Below are 14,092 nucleotides of genomic sequence, written 5' to 3'. Positions count from 1 at the left end.
GCAAGTGGCTTCTTTTACCGGAAAACCAAAGCCCGGTTCGCCCAACAGACCGGTCCCGCAAACCGAAGACCGATTCAACCCATCAATCCATCAACCAATCAACCCATCCATTTATGGAATACCGCAAACTCGGAGACACCGACCTGAATCTTTCCGTCATCACCTTTGGCGCATGGGCCGCCGGAGGCTGGATGTGGGGCGGCACCGAACGCAATGACGCCATCGCCGCCATCCGGACCTCCTACGAACTGGGAGTTACCTCCATCGACACCGCGCCGGTCTACGGCATGGGCGCCAGCGAGGAAATCGTCGGGGAGGCCATCCGCGACCTGCCCCGCGACCAGGTGCAGATCCTGACCAAATTCGGCATGCGCTGGGACACGACGCAGGGAACGCTGGCGTTCAACACGAAGAACAACGACGGGCAACCGACCGACATCTACCGCTTCGCCAGCCGCGAGGGCGTCATGAAGGAGTGCGAAGAGAGCCTCCGCCGCCTCAAAACCGATTACATCGACCTTTATCAGATTCACTGGCCGGACGTGACCACGCCCATCGCCGAAACGTTTGAAGCCGTCGAGCGACTCATCGAGCAGGGTAAAGTCCGCTATGCCGGGGTCTGCAACTACAACGCCGCCCAGATGCAGGAAGCGGGCCAGACCGTCAAACTGGCTTCCAACCAGGTGCCCTACAGCATGGTTCGCCGGGATATTGAGGCGGAAGTGGTGCCGTATTGCCAGCAGTCCGGACTGGGCATTCTGGCCTACAGCCCGCTGGAGCGGGGACTGCTGACGGGCAAAATCCGGCCGGGTCACCAGTTTGCGGAAGGCGACCACCGCGCCGGCTGGCGGTATTTTCAGGAACCTAATCTGAGCCGTACGAACGAGATGCTGGACAAAATCCGGCCGCTGGCCGACGAAAAAGGCGTGCCGCTGAGCCAGCTCGTGCTGCGCTGGACGCTCGAACGGCCGGGGATCACGATTGCCCTCGTAGGCGCCCGAAATGCCGAACAGGCCACCCAGAACGCCCGAGCCGCCGAGGTGAAACTGACCGCCGAAGAACGGGATCTGATCACCCGACAGGTCGAAGAACTTGAATTGGCCGTTCCCTAATATACGCGTCCAATCGCTCAAAAAATAGGAAATCTACCGCTTAAATATAGTTGCGGCCTTATGGAAAGAGCGAACACCGAACTGGACGACCAGTTGCACTGGTACAAGGATGCCATCATTTATGAATTGCACATTAAAGCGTTCCGCGACAGCAATGGCGACGGAATCGGCGATTTTCAGGGCTTGCTCGAAAAGCTCGATTATTTGCAGGAACTGGGGGTAACGGCGGTCTGGGTACTGCCGTTTTACCCGTCCCCGCTCAAGGACGACGGCTACGATATTGCCGATTATTACAGCATCAACCCGTCGTACGGGACCATTGAGCAGTTTCAGGAGTTTCTGCGCGAGGCCCACAACCGGAACCTGAAAGTCATCACCGAACTGGTCATCAACCATACGTCCGACCAGCACCCGTGGTTTCAGCGGGCCCGGCGCGCGCCGAAAGGGTCGCCGGAGCGGGATTTTTACGTCTGGACCGACAACCCGTCGCAGTGGAAAGACGTCCGGATCATTTTTCAGGACTTCGAAGCGTCGAACTGGACCTGGGACCCCGTAGCGGAACAATACTACTGGCACCGGTTTTTCTACCACCAGCCGGACCTGAATTACGACAATCCGCTGGTGCAGGAAGAGATTTTCCGGATCATCGATTACTGGTGCGCGATGGGCGTCGATGGCTTCCGGCTGGATGCCGTGCCGTACCTCTACGAACGGGAAGGCACCAACGGCGAAAACCTGCCCGAAACGCACGCTTATCTCAAAAAACTGCGGGCGCATGTCGATGAGAAATTTCCCGGCACCGTTTTTCTGGCCGAAGCGAACATGTGGCCGGAAGACTCGGCTTCGTACTTTGCCAACGGCGACGAGTGCCACATGAACTACCATTTCCCGGTCATGCCGCGGATGTTCATGGCCGTGCAGATGGAAGACCGCTACCCGATTACGGATATTTTCGACCAGACGCCCGACATTCCGGAGACCTGCCAGTGGGCCATTTTTCTGCGGAACCACGACGAACTGACGCTGGAAATGGTGACCGACGAGGAGCGGGATTACATGTACAAAATGTACGCCCGCAACCCGAAGGCCCGCATCAATCTGGGCATCCGGCACCGGCTGGCCCCGCTGATGGACAACGACCGCCGGAAGATCGAACTGCTCAACAGCCTGCTCTTTTCGCTGCGCGGAACGCCGGTGCTGTACTACGGCGACGAAATCGGCATGGGAGACAACGTGTACCTGGGCGACCGCGACGGCGTCCGGACGCCCATGCAGTGGTCCCCCGACCGGAACGCCGGGTTTTCGGGCACCAACCCGCAGAAGCTGTATCTGCCCGTCATTCTGGACCCGCAGTATCATTACGAGTCGGTCAACGTGGAAGTGCAGCGGCAGAACACCTCTTCGCTCTGGTGGTTTACGCGCCGGATGATCACGATGCGGAAACGCTATAAGGCGTTCGGCCGCGGCGATCTGCGCTTCCTGAATGCTGAAAATCCGAAAGTGCTGGCCTACACCCGCTGCTACCGGGACGAAACGCTGCTGATTGTCGTCAACCTGTCCAAGTACTCGCAGGCGGCGGAAATTGATCTGGAAGAATTCAAAGGCTACATCCCCGTCGAAGCGTTCAGCAAAAACCGGTTTCCGCTGATCCGGCAGGGGCAGCCTTACGTCATGACGCTGGGGCCGTACGATTACCAGTGGTTTGTGCTCGAAAAAGCGCATTCGGACGCCGATACCCAGATGCAGGTTCCCGTTGTGCAGGCCACGCGCTGGGAAGACCTGACCGAGGGCACCCTCCGGGCCGGGCTGGAAACCCGGATTCTCCCGGCTTACCTGGCCCGCATGCCGTGGTTTATGGGCGGCCAGAAAACGGTGAACGACATGACGATTGCCGAGGTGGTGCCCATCGCGCTGGCCGACCGTCCGGCGTTTCAACTGCTGGTCGAAGTGGCGTACGAGCGCGGTTTGCCCGAACTGTACCAGCTGCCGGTCGTTTTTGTGGGCGAATCGCAGGGCGACCAACTGACCGAGAACTGCCCGCAGGCCGTGATCGCGCGGCTACAGATGGGGGAAGAGACCGGTTTGCTGGTCGATGGCCTGTACGTGCCGGATTTCCAGCGGACGCTGTTCGACCAGCTCGTCAATAACCAGCGGATCACGACCCGGACCGGCAGTCTTTTCTTCTCCGGCAGTCAGACGATGGCGCAGTATCTGGCCGAAAACCCGACCGTCCGAACGCGGATTCACACTTCCGAACCGGGGTACACGTCGCTGGCGCTCGATTCGGCCTTTGTGCTGAAGCTGTTCCGTAAAGTGGAACGGGGCGTGCAACCGGAACTCGAAATCTCGCGGGCGCTGACCTGGGAGCGTTCTTTCGAGCAGGTGCCCACGCTGGTCGGAACGGTGGAGCTTCGGCTGGATAAGGACAATCTGGTGTTGGGTGTGGTGGAGGAATACGTCGAGAATCATGGCGATTCGTACGGCTACCTTTATGAGCGGGTCAACAACTACATCGAGCGGATTCTGGCCCGGGACCCGCTGCCGGCCTACGAAAAGCGGGGCACCCTGACCCGGCCCGTGGGCTACGACGAACTGCCGGATGATCTGCAGGACCTGCTGGGCGGACCGGCGGCCGAACACGCGCAGCTGATCGGCCGCCGGACGGGCGAAATGCACCTGGCCCTGGCGGCGGTGGACAACCGGGATTTCAGGCCGGAGGAGTTTTCGCTGCATTACCAGCGCTCGCTGTACGCGGGCATGCAGTCGCTGGTGCGGGAGGCGTTTCAGCGGCGCGATTTAAGTGCTGTGACCGACAGCATGCGGTCCGACCTGGCGCTGCTGATGACCCGAAAGGCCGAAATCCAGGAGTCGTTGAAGCGGATTTATGCCAAAAAGCTGGATGCGGTCAAGATTCGCATTCACGGCAATTATCACCTGGGGCAGCTTCTGCAGACGGGCAAGGACGTCATTATCCGGGATTTTGGTGGCGAGCCGGCCCGGCCTTACAGCGAGCGGCGTATCCGGCGGTCGCCGCTGCGGGATGTGGTGGGCATCATCCGGTCCATCTATTACGTGGCCTACGACGCCTTTTCGCAGACCGTGCAGACGACGCCTGAACGGATTCCCGAGATTCTGCCGATGGCCCGGCTCTGGACGCATTACATGACGGGCTTTTTCCTGAAAGCTTACTACGAAACGGTCGCTGACAGCCTGTTCCTGCCTTCGGATGAAGAGGACCTGCGGGTAATGCTGGAAACCTACCTGCTGGAAAACGCGCTCGACGACCTGCGAAAAGAGCTAACCACCCAGCCCGAACGCGCCCTGGTGCCGATGATGGTGGTAAATAAGATCGTTTAAGGGTTTATGGTTTATAGTTGCTTCGCAAGGCTTGGGAATGGCGGAGCAACTATAAACCCTAAACTATAAACTAAGAACCCTAAACCTTACTTAAAACTCCCCCTCAAATTATTATACAGCGTTTTCTGGCTCCAGTACCCGCTGGCGATGAGGCGTCGGACGCTGAGCATGGGGTTTTCTTCATCCCGTTTTTTCTCCGAAAGCTGATAGGCCGTCAGGTAGCCGCGTTTTTTCAGTTCGACTGTTGCTTCGTGGTTCCAGAGGCCAAACGGGTAGGCGAAATGCCGCACCGGCTTGCCGGTAATTTCTTCCAGTTTTTTGGTGGGTTCTTCGATCTGTTCCACCCAGTCTTTGGCCTCGTACTTTTTCACGTTGTGGTGGTCCCAGGTGTGGCAGCCGATGGTATGTCCCTTGTCGGCCAGCTCCTTGATCTGGGCTTTGTCGACATACGGCTGTTTGCCCCGGCGTCCGATGGCGACCGTCATGATGAAAAAGGTACCGCGAAAGCCGTGCTTTTCGAGTTCTTTGGCGGCAATTTCGTAGTGTTCCAGCGTGCCGTCGTCAAAAGTGAACATGATCGGCTTTTCGGGCAGGGCCGCGCCGGTTGCCAGATAGGCGTACAACTGGTCGGGCGTGATGGAGTGGTAGCCGCTGTCGGCCAGCATCTTCAGCTGCTGCTGGAACGCATCGGTCGGGATGATGTAGTCTTTGGCCGACTTCGAATCGCTGGCCCGCCACGGACGAATCTGGTGGTAGCACAGGATGGGCACCTGTTTCCGGCTCAGAATCGTGGCGGCATCGGCAATCCGTGAAGCGTCGATTTTGGTGGGGTCTGCCGCCGGGCCGGGGGGCGTCGTGACCGCCGCGGCCGCTTTCACGGGGGCGGAAATGGGAGACTCTCCAGTGGTTTTTTCGGTGGTTTTAGATTCCGAAGTGCAGGCGACAGCCATTGTCGCCAGAAGCGCAAGCGCAAGGGGGGAAAACGTACGGGTCATTTTTTGAAAGGTTCCTAACGGCCACTACCGGACAACACGCGTTGAGTGGTTACGGAAGCAAGATACGTATTTTAGCCAAAAAGAACTCCGCGGCGACCCGCCCGTCCGATAAATTAGCCCACGGATTTATCCGTGGGAACAGATCCCACGCACGAACCATGAGGCCGGTTTACCGGACGGGCCGGGGTCACGAAGCCGAGGGAGTTCGCGGCGAACCGTTGATCTTTCGCACAAACTTCATCCCCCGCGTCGCAATCACCCAGCCGACAAACGCCAGCAGCGCGATCACCAGCACCGCCGTCAGCAGAGGGACCAGGATCGCCATGAACGACAGCCCGAACGAAAGCAGGTTTTCCGTGGTAGACACGACCGGATTGCCCAGTCCGCCCGTCGTGGTGGACGAGCCGAGCCGCAGCATGCTGGTTCCCGCCTGGATGAGTCCGGCCGCGCCGCCGCCCGCAATGAGGCCGAGGCCCCATTTGAGCGCTGGAACGTCCACGTCCACCACCGAGGTCGTCAGCACCGTTCCGGCGGCGAAGGCGAGCGGCGTGGCGATGGTGTCGAGGGCGTTGTCCAACCAGGGAATGTAATAGGCACCGATTTCGAGGATGGTGGCGGTGGCGAAAAGCATCAGGGCCGGAAAGGTGCTCATCCATTCAAAACCCGGCGAGGTGTCCATCCAGCCGATGCGCTGCGCCAGACAAGCCACCAGAAGCGGCACAAAAACCCGAAAACCGGCACAGGCACTCAGGGCCACTCCCAGACACAAGCTTATAATCCATTCCATAAAAGGAAGTTATGAGTTAAGAGTTATGAGTGAAAAGTTTGCCTGTACCGAAGCGGAGCAGGATGCGTCGCTTGGTACAACAGTAAGTTTAGCAAAGAATATTAACTCATAATTCATAACTCTAAACTCATAATTGAAAATTTGTGTTAGAACAGACACCTTCCAACTGACTTTTTTCGTGAATCAGGAAACCAAAAGCGGGCAGATATTCGACTGGATTACCCTCCGGCGACTTTTTTCGTTTCTCAAACCCTATCGTTTTCAGTTCGTTAGCCTCGTTGCGGTCATCCTCGTCAGTGCCACGCTGGCCCCGCTGCTGCCGCTGCTGATTCGTTACACCATCGACAACAAAATTGCCTCCGGCGACTATAACGGCCTGACCCTCATGATGCTGGCTATGGTCGGGGTGCTGGTCGTGCAGGCCGTCGTTCAGTTCCTGAATACTTATTTATCGGGCTGGCTGGGGCAGCACGTGATTCGCGACATCCGGGTTCAGCTCTACGCCAAGGTCCTACAACTCCGGCTCAAATTTTTCGACAATACCCCCATCGGGCGACTGGTCACCCGCACTATTTCGGACATTGAAACCCTGGCCGACGTCTTTACGGAAGGCATGGCGGCCATCGCCGGGGATTTGCTGCAGCTGATTCTTATCATCGGCGTGATGTTTTATACCGACTGGCGGCTTTCGGCCATCAGCCTGTCCATGATTCCGCTGATGCTGCTGAGCACGTATATTTTTAAGGAAAAAATCAAGGATTCGTTCAACGAGGTGCGCGTGGCCGTGGCGAACCTCAACTCGTTTGTGCAGGAACACATCACCGGCATGAACATCGTGCAGATTTTCGGCAGCGAGAAGATTGAGTCGGTCAAGTTCCGCGAAATTAACCAGCAGCACCGGAAAGCCAACATCCGGTCCATTCTGTACTACTCGGTTTATTTCCCGGTGGCCGATATTCTGTCGGCGGCGGCCACGGGCCTGGTCGTCTGGTACGGCGCCCGCGAAATTCTGAACCAGGAAGTGACGTTCGGGACCGTAACGGCCTTCATCATGTTCATCAACCTCTTTTTCCGGCCGATCCGGATGCTCGCCGACCGCTTCAACACCCTCCAGATGGGCATTGTCAGCACCGACCGCATTCTTAAACTGCTCGACAGCGACGAATTTATTCCCAACACGGGCACCTACGTACCGGAGCGGCTGAAAGGCGATGTGGAGTTCAGAAACGTCTGGTTTGCCTACAACGAGGAAGATTACGTCCTGAAAGACATTTCGTTTTCGGTGAAGGAAGGCGAAACGGTCGCATTTGTCGGGGCGACGGGCGCGGGCAAATCGTCCATCATCAATCTGCTGAGCCGCTTTTACGAAATCAACAAGGGGCAGATTTTCATCGACGGCCACGAAGTCCACGAGTTCGAGCTGGGCGCGTTGCGCCGCAACATTGGGGTGGTGTTGCAGGACGTTTTTCTGTTTTCGGACACCATCGAAAACAACATTACGCTGGGCGACAAGCGCATCAGCCGGGAAACCATCGTTGAAGCCGCCAAACTGGTCGGCGTGCACGACTTCATCGAACGGCTGCCGGGCGGCTACGAGTACAATGTGCAGGAACGGGGCTCCACGCTGTCGGTCGGGCAGCGGCAGCTGATTTCGTTCGTGCGGGCGATGGTGCATAACCCGCGCATCATCGTGCTCGACGAAGCCACCTCGTCGGTCGATACCGAAACGGAGGAAATGATCCAGGAGGCCATCCGGAAACTGATGAAGGGCCGCACGGCCATTGTCATCGCCCACCGTCTCAGCACCATCCGCGAAGCCAGCAACATCATCGTTGTGGACAAGGGCCGCATCATGGAACAGGGCACCCACGAGAGCCTGCTCCAGCACGAAGGCTTCTACGCCAACCTGTACCGGATGCAGTACAAGGAAGTCATCAGCTAACGGATGGGACGGTCAGCGTCCCATCCATTTTTTAAAATCACTCACTTTTTCCCGGCTGACCAGCGCCTCCTTGTCAAAAACGGGTTTCAGCGTCAGCGACAGGCGGTTGCCGAAATAAGGCTGCATCTGCTCCACGGCCCGGTGGGTCAGGATGAGGCCGCGGTTGATGCGGAAGAAATTGGTCGGATTGAGGGCGTCGGCCAGTTCGTCGAGCGTATAATCGACCAGGAACTTCTGATTCTGCCAGGTTTTGAAAAAACTGAACCCGTCTTCGGTGTAGAAATAGGCAATCTCACCCACTTCCACTGACAGCAGCCGTTGCCCCTGACGGACCAGAAACCGCTGGCGGTAGTCCTTCGGTGCCTGCTGGCGTTGCAGTTCCTGCAGGAGTTTGTCGAGGTTGGGCAGGGCGGTCGTTCCGGCCGGTTTGGTGCCCCGGAGGTCCCGGAATTTCTTCAGACTCCGCTGCAAATCTTCTTTCAGAATCGGTTTCAGCAGGTAATCGATGCTGTTCACCTTAAAAGCCTGGAGGGCGTACTCGTCGTAGGAAGTCGTAAAAATGACGCCGCTGTTGACTTCGGTGCGCTCGAAGATTTCGAAGCTCTGCCCGTCGGCGAGTTCAATGTCCATAAAGATCAGGTCCGGGGCGGGGCGGTTGGAGGCCCGGTTGGACTCCAGCCAGTCCACGGTATCTTCGATACTGGCGGTTACGCCGACCACGTCCAGGGAATTATCAACTTCGGCCACCAGTTTCTGCAGCTTCCGGACGGCCAGTTCTTCGTCTTCAACAATCAGTACGTTCATAATCTCACGGGAGGGATAAGGGGTAAAGTTACACTGAAAAAGCCATCATCTTTCGAAATGACCGGTTCCTTTTGGGAGAGCAGCCGGTACTTGGCGGCAATGTTGGTCAGGCCGACCTGGCCGGGGGCTTCCAGTCGACGGTCGGCTGCGCCGGTCTTGGGCTGAAGATTGTTTTTGACCCGGAGCCGCCCGTCCACCGGAGAGACGCTGATGCTGATCATCAGCGGCCGGCTGGCCAGAATGACGTTGTGTTTCACGGCGTTCTCCACCAGCATTTGCAGCGTCAGGGGCGGGAGGCGGTGGTTCAGCGACGTGGTCGGAATGTCCGTCAACAGATTGATGCCGGTCCGGTAACGGGTTTTCAGCAAGTGAAAATACGAATCGATAAAGTGGAGTTCGGCCCGGAGCGTGGTCAGCTGGCAGTCCTCGCTGCCTTCGTCTCCGCCGTCGGGCGGGCGGTTGGTCTGCAGGAGGTAGCGGTACACATTGGCCATCTCGTCCACAAAAATCTCCGCCTGTTCGGGGTCGTCGGCAATCAGGGACGAGAGCGAGTTAAGGCTGTTGAATAGAAAATGCGGATTGACTTGGTTTTTGAGACTTTCGTACTGGCTTTGCAGATTTTCCTGCTGAAGCCGTTCGCGCTCCATGGCGTTCTCCCGCCACTTCGTCAGTGAATAATAGGTTTCATCGATTCCGACCGAGAAAAAGTTGGCTCCCAGATTCAGCAGCAGGACTTTGGCCAGAGCCGCATCGGTGTAAACTGCTCCGAACCAGTGAAACGTGCTGTACAGGCTCACGCACCCGATGCAGAATAGCGTCGTGACGAACGTGGTGATGATCAGCATGCGGGACACCCGGGAGCGGGTCTGGTCGAGGCCCGGATAACACCGGATGACGCCCTGGATGAGCAGGTCCACCAGCACCAGCGCCAGGAGCGCCAGCGCGAGATTGAACAGGGTGACGCCCGAAAACGTGCGCAGATCGCCGACATAGGCGGGCCCCACGACCCAGTAGCCAACCATCGGCACAAACCACGGAAAGACCAGCAGGCACTGCCAGCGGGCCTGCCGCCGGAGCCGGGGGAGGGCGGGCGCTATGTTGGCTGAAACGGTTGTCATGCTTTCTCGGCGGTCAATTCCTGAGGAAGGGCGGGCAGTTCGACCAGAAAGCGCGCTCCGTCGTCCCGAACCTGAATGTCCTGATCGCCCACCAGCCGGTATTTGGCGGCCAGTCCCGACAGACCCGCCGGGCGGGTATCTACCCTGACCATGCGTTTCCGGATGGTGTTCCACACCAGAATCTGGCCGGATTCGGTGGCCCGGATGTGAATGTGCAGGGGATTCTGGGTGAGAATAACGTTGTGTTTCATGGCATTGTCCACCAACGTCTGGAGCGTCAGGGGCGGCAAGTAACAGTGCGCCGGGTCAGTTTCCAGCTCCATATGCAGCGAAATGCCGTTTCCGTATCGTGTCTTGAGCAGAAAGGCGTATGAATTGATAAAGGCCAGTTCGCGGTCGAGCGTCGTGAGCGGCTCGGAGGTGTTGAGGTGCAGCAGGTAGCGGTAGACCTTCGCCAGTTCGTCCACAAAGCGTTCGGCGCAGGGGCGATCCTCGGCGATCAGGGACGAGAGCGAGTTGAGGCTGTTGAACAGAAAGTGCGGGTTGACCCGGCCCTTGAGGTCTTCGAACCGCCGCCGGAGCGTGTTTTTCTTCAGCGCCTCGTTCTCAATCTCTTCGGTTTGCCACCGCTGCAGCGCGTAGAAGTAGCTGTTTCCCAGCGAGAAAACCACCACGAACAGCACCCCAACGCCCAGCACGGTCCAGTAGCTTTCCCAGGAAAACGGAATGGCGAGCAGCGGAACCTTGCTGAACAGCCAGAGGGTCAGAATATTGAGCGTATACACCACTGGCAGGCTCCACCCGATCATCAGCCGAAGGCGCTGTCGGGTCTGCGACAGGCCAGGGTACTTCCGGATGCTGTACCGGATGAGGGCCGTCACCAGCAGCACATTAGGAATGTAAGCCAGCACCACCACTGAAGACCCCAACAGAAAGATCAGGAGGTCTTCCAGGTACCGCTGCCCGACGAGCAGCAGGTTGGCCACCGGCGTAAACACAAAGACGGCGAGGCTGTGAAAGCCCCATTCAAAAGGAGAAAAGCCCGGGGCGGCCTGCCCGGAAGGCAACGCCGCTTTCTGTTGCGGGTACTGCCGGTGATACGCGTCGAAGAGGAGCAGGGCGCCGCAGAGAAAAACGTCGAAAATAAGGCCCAGCCGCCAGATGGCTCTCACAATGTCCCAGCTAAAACGAACGCCGGTCGCCGGAACCAGGCTATACAGCCAGGTATCGAAAATGCCCAGCACCAGGGTAGCGCCGCCGACGACGCCTCCCATCACCAGCAACCGGCGCAGGGGCCGGTTCGCCGCCGGAAAACGCCGAAAAACGCAGCGCACGGCCAGCGTCATCAGCACCACCGAGAGCCAGTACAGCCCGATGACCAGCAGCGTAGCCGACACAAAGGTGGTCCGGTCGGTGGCGTACCGCGGTCCGATAAAAAAGTAATTACCGAGCGGAGCCAGCACCGGCATCATCAGCAGGTGATAAATCCACTCGGATTTGGAGAAGAAACAGGGACGGACTCGCTCGACTAGGTTCATGACAACGGCAATAACCGAAAGTACGAACGGTCGCCCCAAAGACTGTGCCCCTTGTCGGTTAATTGCGAAACGAACCGGATGAATTGAGAAAAAGGAGCGATGAATTGTAAAACGGCTTTCCCGGTCGACGACCCAGGGCTAGCGGGTTCGCTTTGCCCGGAACTTGAGCGTAAAGGGTTTACTGTCGCTGCCGCAGTTGCCGCCGCCGTACAACTGGGTAGTGACGTTGCCCTCGATGTACTCGCCCACGTTCCCCCATTTGGTGATCGTGACGCCGCCGGTTGAGAAAACGGCATTGTAGGGCGATTGGCAGGAGGAGTATGAGGACACATACCGGGAAGAGCCGACGCCCGCCAGTACTTCGATGCCCGCAAGGTCCGTGTGAAAGGCATAATTACCGGCTTTGCTCGGGAAATTCCAGATAATCAGACTCATCGTCCGGTTGTTGGGCGCCGTGGTCCGCAGCGAAAAGTGGCCGTTCCGGGCTTCGCAGGTGATGCAGCCGGTCTCGCAGTCGCCGTTGATATCCAGCGTTTCTCCGTTAAAACTATACTTGACGTAATCGCCCTGCGCAATCTCAATGGGCGTGATGATGGTCATCTGGGGCGAGGAGGCCCCGGTGCGAATTTTCGGGGAGCCTGTGAAGCCCGACAGCGTCAGGTTGACCAGCACCGGATTCTGTTGCGGCGTTGTGCCGGGGGCGGTGTAGACGCACTGGGTCTGGGCGGGTACCAGGCTGCCTTCCCCAACCAGGCTCCAGGCCAATTTCATGCCGCTGGTCATGGTCACGTGGTCGGTCCACGGGGTTATGTTCTTATCGGGTCCGGTAAGGGGAGCCACCAGGTCAATTTCCTGTAATTTCAGCGTTGCTTTTTCCCCGCGTTTGAGGGTCGTCCGGTCGGCCACCACCCGGAAGGTTTCGCAGATTTGCCAGTCGCTGAAGTGCGTCGTTTCGACGGTCAGCGTCTGGGTCGCCTTGTCCAGCTGCGTTTTGTCCACCAGCGCATACCGGCCTTCGGCATTCTGGTAGGCCAGAAACAAAGCTTCGGGAAGGGTCCCGTGCTGCGGAAAGTTTTTGTACGAAAACGTCAGGGTTACGGGTTTGGCAAAGTGGGCGTCTTCCGGCAGCAGACGGAACGATTCGCCCCGGGCACCGGGCAGCGTATTCTCAACGGGCTGGATGGAAAAGGCGGTGGCTTTCGTAACCGCCCCGGCCGGGACGGTCAGGGCCACCGAGCCGTCGGGCAGCGTCAGGGTGCCGCCTTCGGGGCCGATGGTTCGGGAAGTAGCCGTTCCGGTGGGCGCGCCATGTTCGAAGGCGGGAGCCCCGGCCGGTTCGGTCATCCGGTCCGTTTCTTTTTTGCAGGACGTGAAGAAAAAAGCGCCCAGCAGCAGGGCGGAGGCAAGCAGTCGGTTCATGATTTGTTGTGTAAGACAGTTGGAAGGCGGGGCTTCAGCCCCGTTTTGGCGGGTTACTCGCCCTGAAATTTATACCCCAGCCCCATGCAGTTTTTGCAGTGGCGCGGCGAATCGAAGCCGTAGAAGTCCTGGGTGAGGCTTTCGGCATACGGCTGGTTGCTGTTTACGTTCTGGAGCAGGACTTTGCGGCCGGTCGGCTTGTGAACGGCCGAAATGGTGTAGCGGCCAATGGGAATGTCCACCAGAAAGAGGTAGTTGGGCAGGCCCGGATCGGCGGATTTCATCGTCAGGGTCCTGCCCGTCGAACCGTCGATCAGCGGACCGACCGGCTTCAGGGTAAACTCCACGTTTTCGATATCCCACAACTGGCTGTTCGGGTCGTGCAGAAGCTCGATGGTGCCGCCGTGGTAGAGGTTGTAGCGGGCGTTCTTCTTGCCGCTCAGTTTCCAGGTAAAGTTGCGGACGGCACCTTCGTCGTCGGTGAAGCTCTGGTCGTTGTCGGGCTGCAGATCAAAGACGTAATGGCGGTTGTTGTAGTCCACTTCGTACTGCCCTTTGGCGAGGTAGGAGCCCAGGGTCAGCTTGATCTTGTAGTTGCCTTTGTCGTCGGATTTGGTGTCGGCTCCCGAGCTGACGTACAGCGTGTTTTCAACAAAAAGATAAGCGCCTTTCAGCGGGCGGCCCTGCGAATCGGTCACCTGGCCGGTCACGTATTTGGTTTGGGGTTTGGCCGGGTCGGTTCCGCCGTCGGGGTCGGTCGTGGCCGGTTCGGTGCAGGCAGAGGCCAGAAACAGGGCAGACAGGAAGTAAATCGCTTGCTTGTTCATGAGGATGTTGTTTACTGAGGTGTGTTGTTCGATGGGACAAAAGTGGCGGGCGACGGCCGGGAAACCGAGGGGATTTCGGTGAGATGCCAAATGGGCGGGGTGAATTGCGCAAGGGCGGGGTTTGATTGTACGGGCCGCCTGCCGGGCCGGAGACTTTCGGAGAGCGACCCGACCAAAGCAAAAAGACCGGCTG

10 protein-coding genes are annotated in these 14,092 nt (G+C 58.3%); 3 read left to right on the top strand and 7 right to left on the bottom strand.

From position 1 onward, the window contains the following. Positions 1-113: 113 nt before the first annotated feature. Both ORG26_RS02410 and treS read left to right on the top strand, forming a co-directional pair. A complete protein-coding gene (locus ORG26_RS02410) occupies positions 114-1,112 on the top strand; it encodes an aldo/keto reductase (RefSeq protein WP_266366928.1) in 999 nt (332 codons plus the stop codon). Positions 1,113-1,172: 60 nt separating this feature from the next. Then, complete coding sequence (gene treS / locus ORG26_RS02405) at positions 1,173-4,469, top strand: maltose alpha-D-glucosyltransferase (protein ID WP_266366927.1); 3,297 nt, start codon at positions 1,173-1,175, stop codon at positions 4,467-4,469. Positions 4,470-4,555: 86 nt separating this feature from the next. Here treS and ORG26_RS02400 read toward each other — a convergent pair whose 3' ends face one another. Together ORG26_RS02400 and ORG26_RS02395 are read right to left on the bottom strand one after the other, a co-directional pair. Continuing rightward, complete coding sequence (locus tag ORG26_RS02400; RefSeq protein ID WP_407704809.1) at positions 4,556-5,464, bottom strand: polysaccharide deacetylase family protein; 909 nt, start codon at positions 5,462-5,464, stop codon at positions 4,556-4,558. A gap of 187 nt (positions 5,465-5,651) precedes the next feature. After that, complete coding sequence (locus ORG26_RS02395) at positions 5,652-6,251, bottom strand: DUF4126 domain-containing protein (protein WP_266366925.1); 600 nt, start codon at positions 6,249-6,251, stop codon at positions 5,652-5,654. Between the two features lie 178 nt (positions 6,252-6,429). Here ORG26_RS02395 and ORG26_RS02390 point away from each other — a divergent pair, with 178 nt between their 5' ends. Next, entirely contained in the window at positions 6,430-8,193 is a 1,764-nt protein-coding gene (locus tag ORG26_RS02390; RefSeq protein WP_266366924.1) for an ABC transporter ATP-binding protein, read from the top strand. Between the two features lie 12 nt (positions 8,194-8,205). On the opposite strand, the gene ORG26_RS02385 is transcribed toward ORG26_RS02390, so the two are convergent. The 5 genes from ORG26_RS02385 to ORG26_RS02365 all read right to left on the bottom strand — a co-directional run bounded on the left by ORG26_RS02385 (position 8,206) and on the right by ORG26_RS02365 (position 13,899). Then, on the bottom strand, positions 8,206-8,997 hold the full coding sequence (locus tag ORG26_RS02385; RefSeq protein ID WP_266366923.1) for a LytR/AlgR family response regulator transcription factor: 792 nt from the start codon (positions 8,995-8,997) through the stop codon (positions 8,206-8,208). Next, a complete protein-coding gene (locus tag ORG26_RS02380) occupies positions 8,994-10,115 on the bottom strand; it encodes a sensor histidine kinase (RefSeq protein WP_266366922.1) in 1,122 nt (373 codons plus the stop codon). Before ORG26_RS02380 ends, ORG26_RS02385 begins: the two co-directional genes overlap by 4 nt. Then, positions 10,112-11,653, bottom strand: a complete 1,542-nt coding sequence (locus ORG26_RS02375; RefSeq protein ID WP_266366921.1) for a sensor histidine kinase — start codon at positions 11,651-11,653, stop codon at positions 10,112-10,114. Before ORG26_RS02375 ends, ORG26_RS02380 begins: the two co-directional genes overlap by 4 nt. A gap of 138 nt (positions 11,654-11,791) precedes the next feature. After that, positions 11,792-13,072, bottom strand: a complete 1,281-nt coding sequence (locus ORG26_RS02370; protein WP_266366920.1) for a hypothetical protein — start codon at positions 13,070-13,072, stop codon at positions 11,792-11,794. 53 nt (positions 13,073-13,125) lie between these two features. Then, positions 13,126-13,899: a carboxypeptidase-like regulatory domain-containing protein gene (locus ORG26_RS02365; RefSeq protein WP_266366919.1), complete on the bottom strand. Its 774-nt coding sequence runs from the start codon at positions 13,897-13,899 to the stop codon at positions 13,126-13,128. Positions 13,900-14,092 lie beyond the last annotated feature (193 nt).

It is taken from the genome of Tellurirhabdus rosea, from assembly GCF_026278345.1.
Classification (GTDB): Bacteria; Bacteroidota; Bacteroidia; order Cytophagales; family Spirosomataceae; genus Tellurirhabdus; species Tellurirhabdus rosea.
The sequence above is the reverse complement of the archived record's forward strand: the minus strand, read 5'-3'. Positions and strand labels throughout refer to the sequence as shown.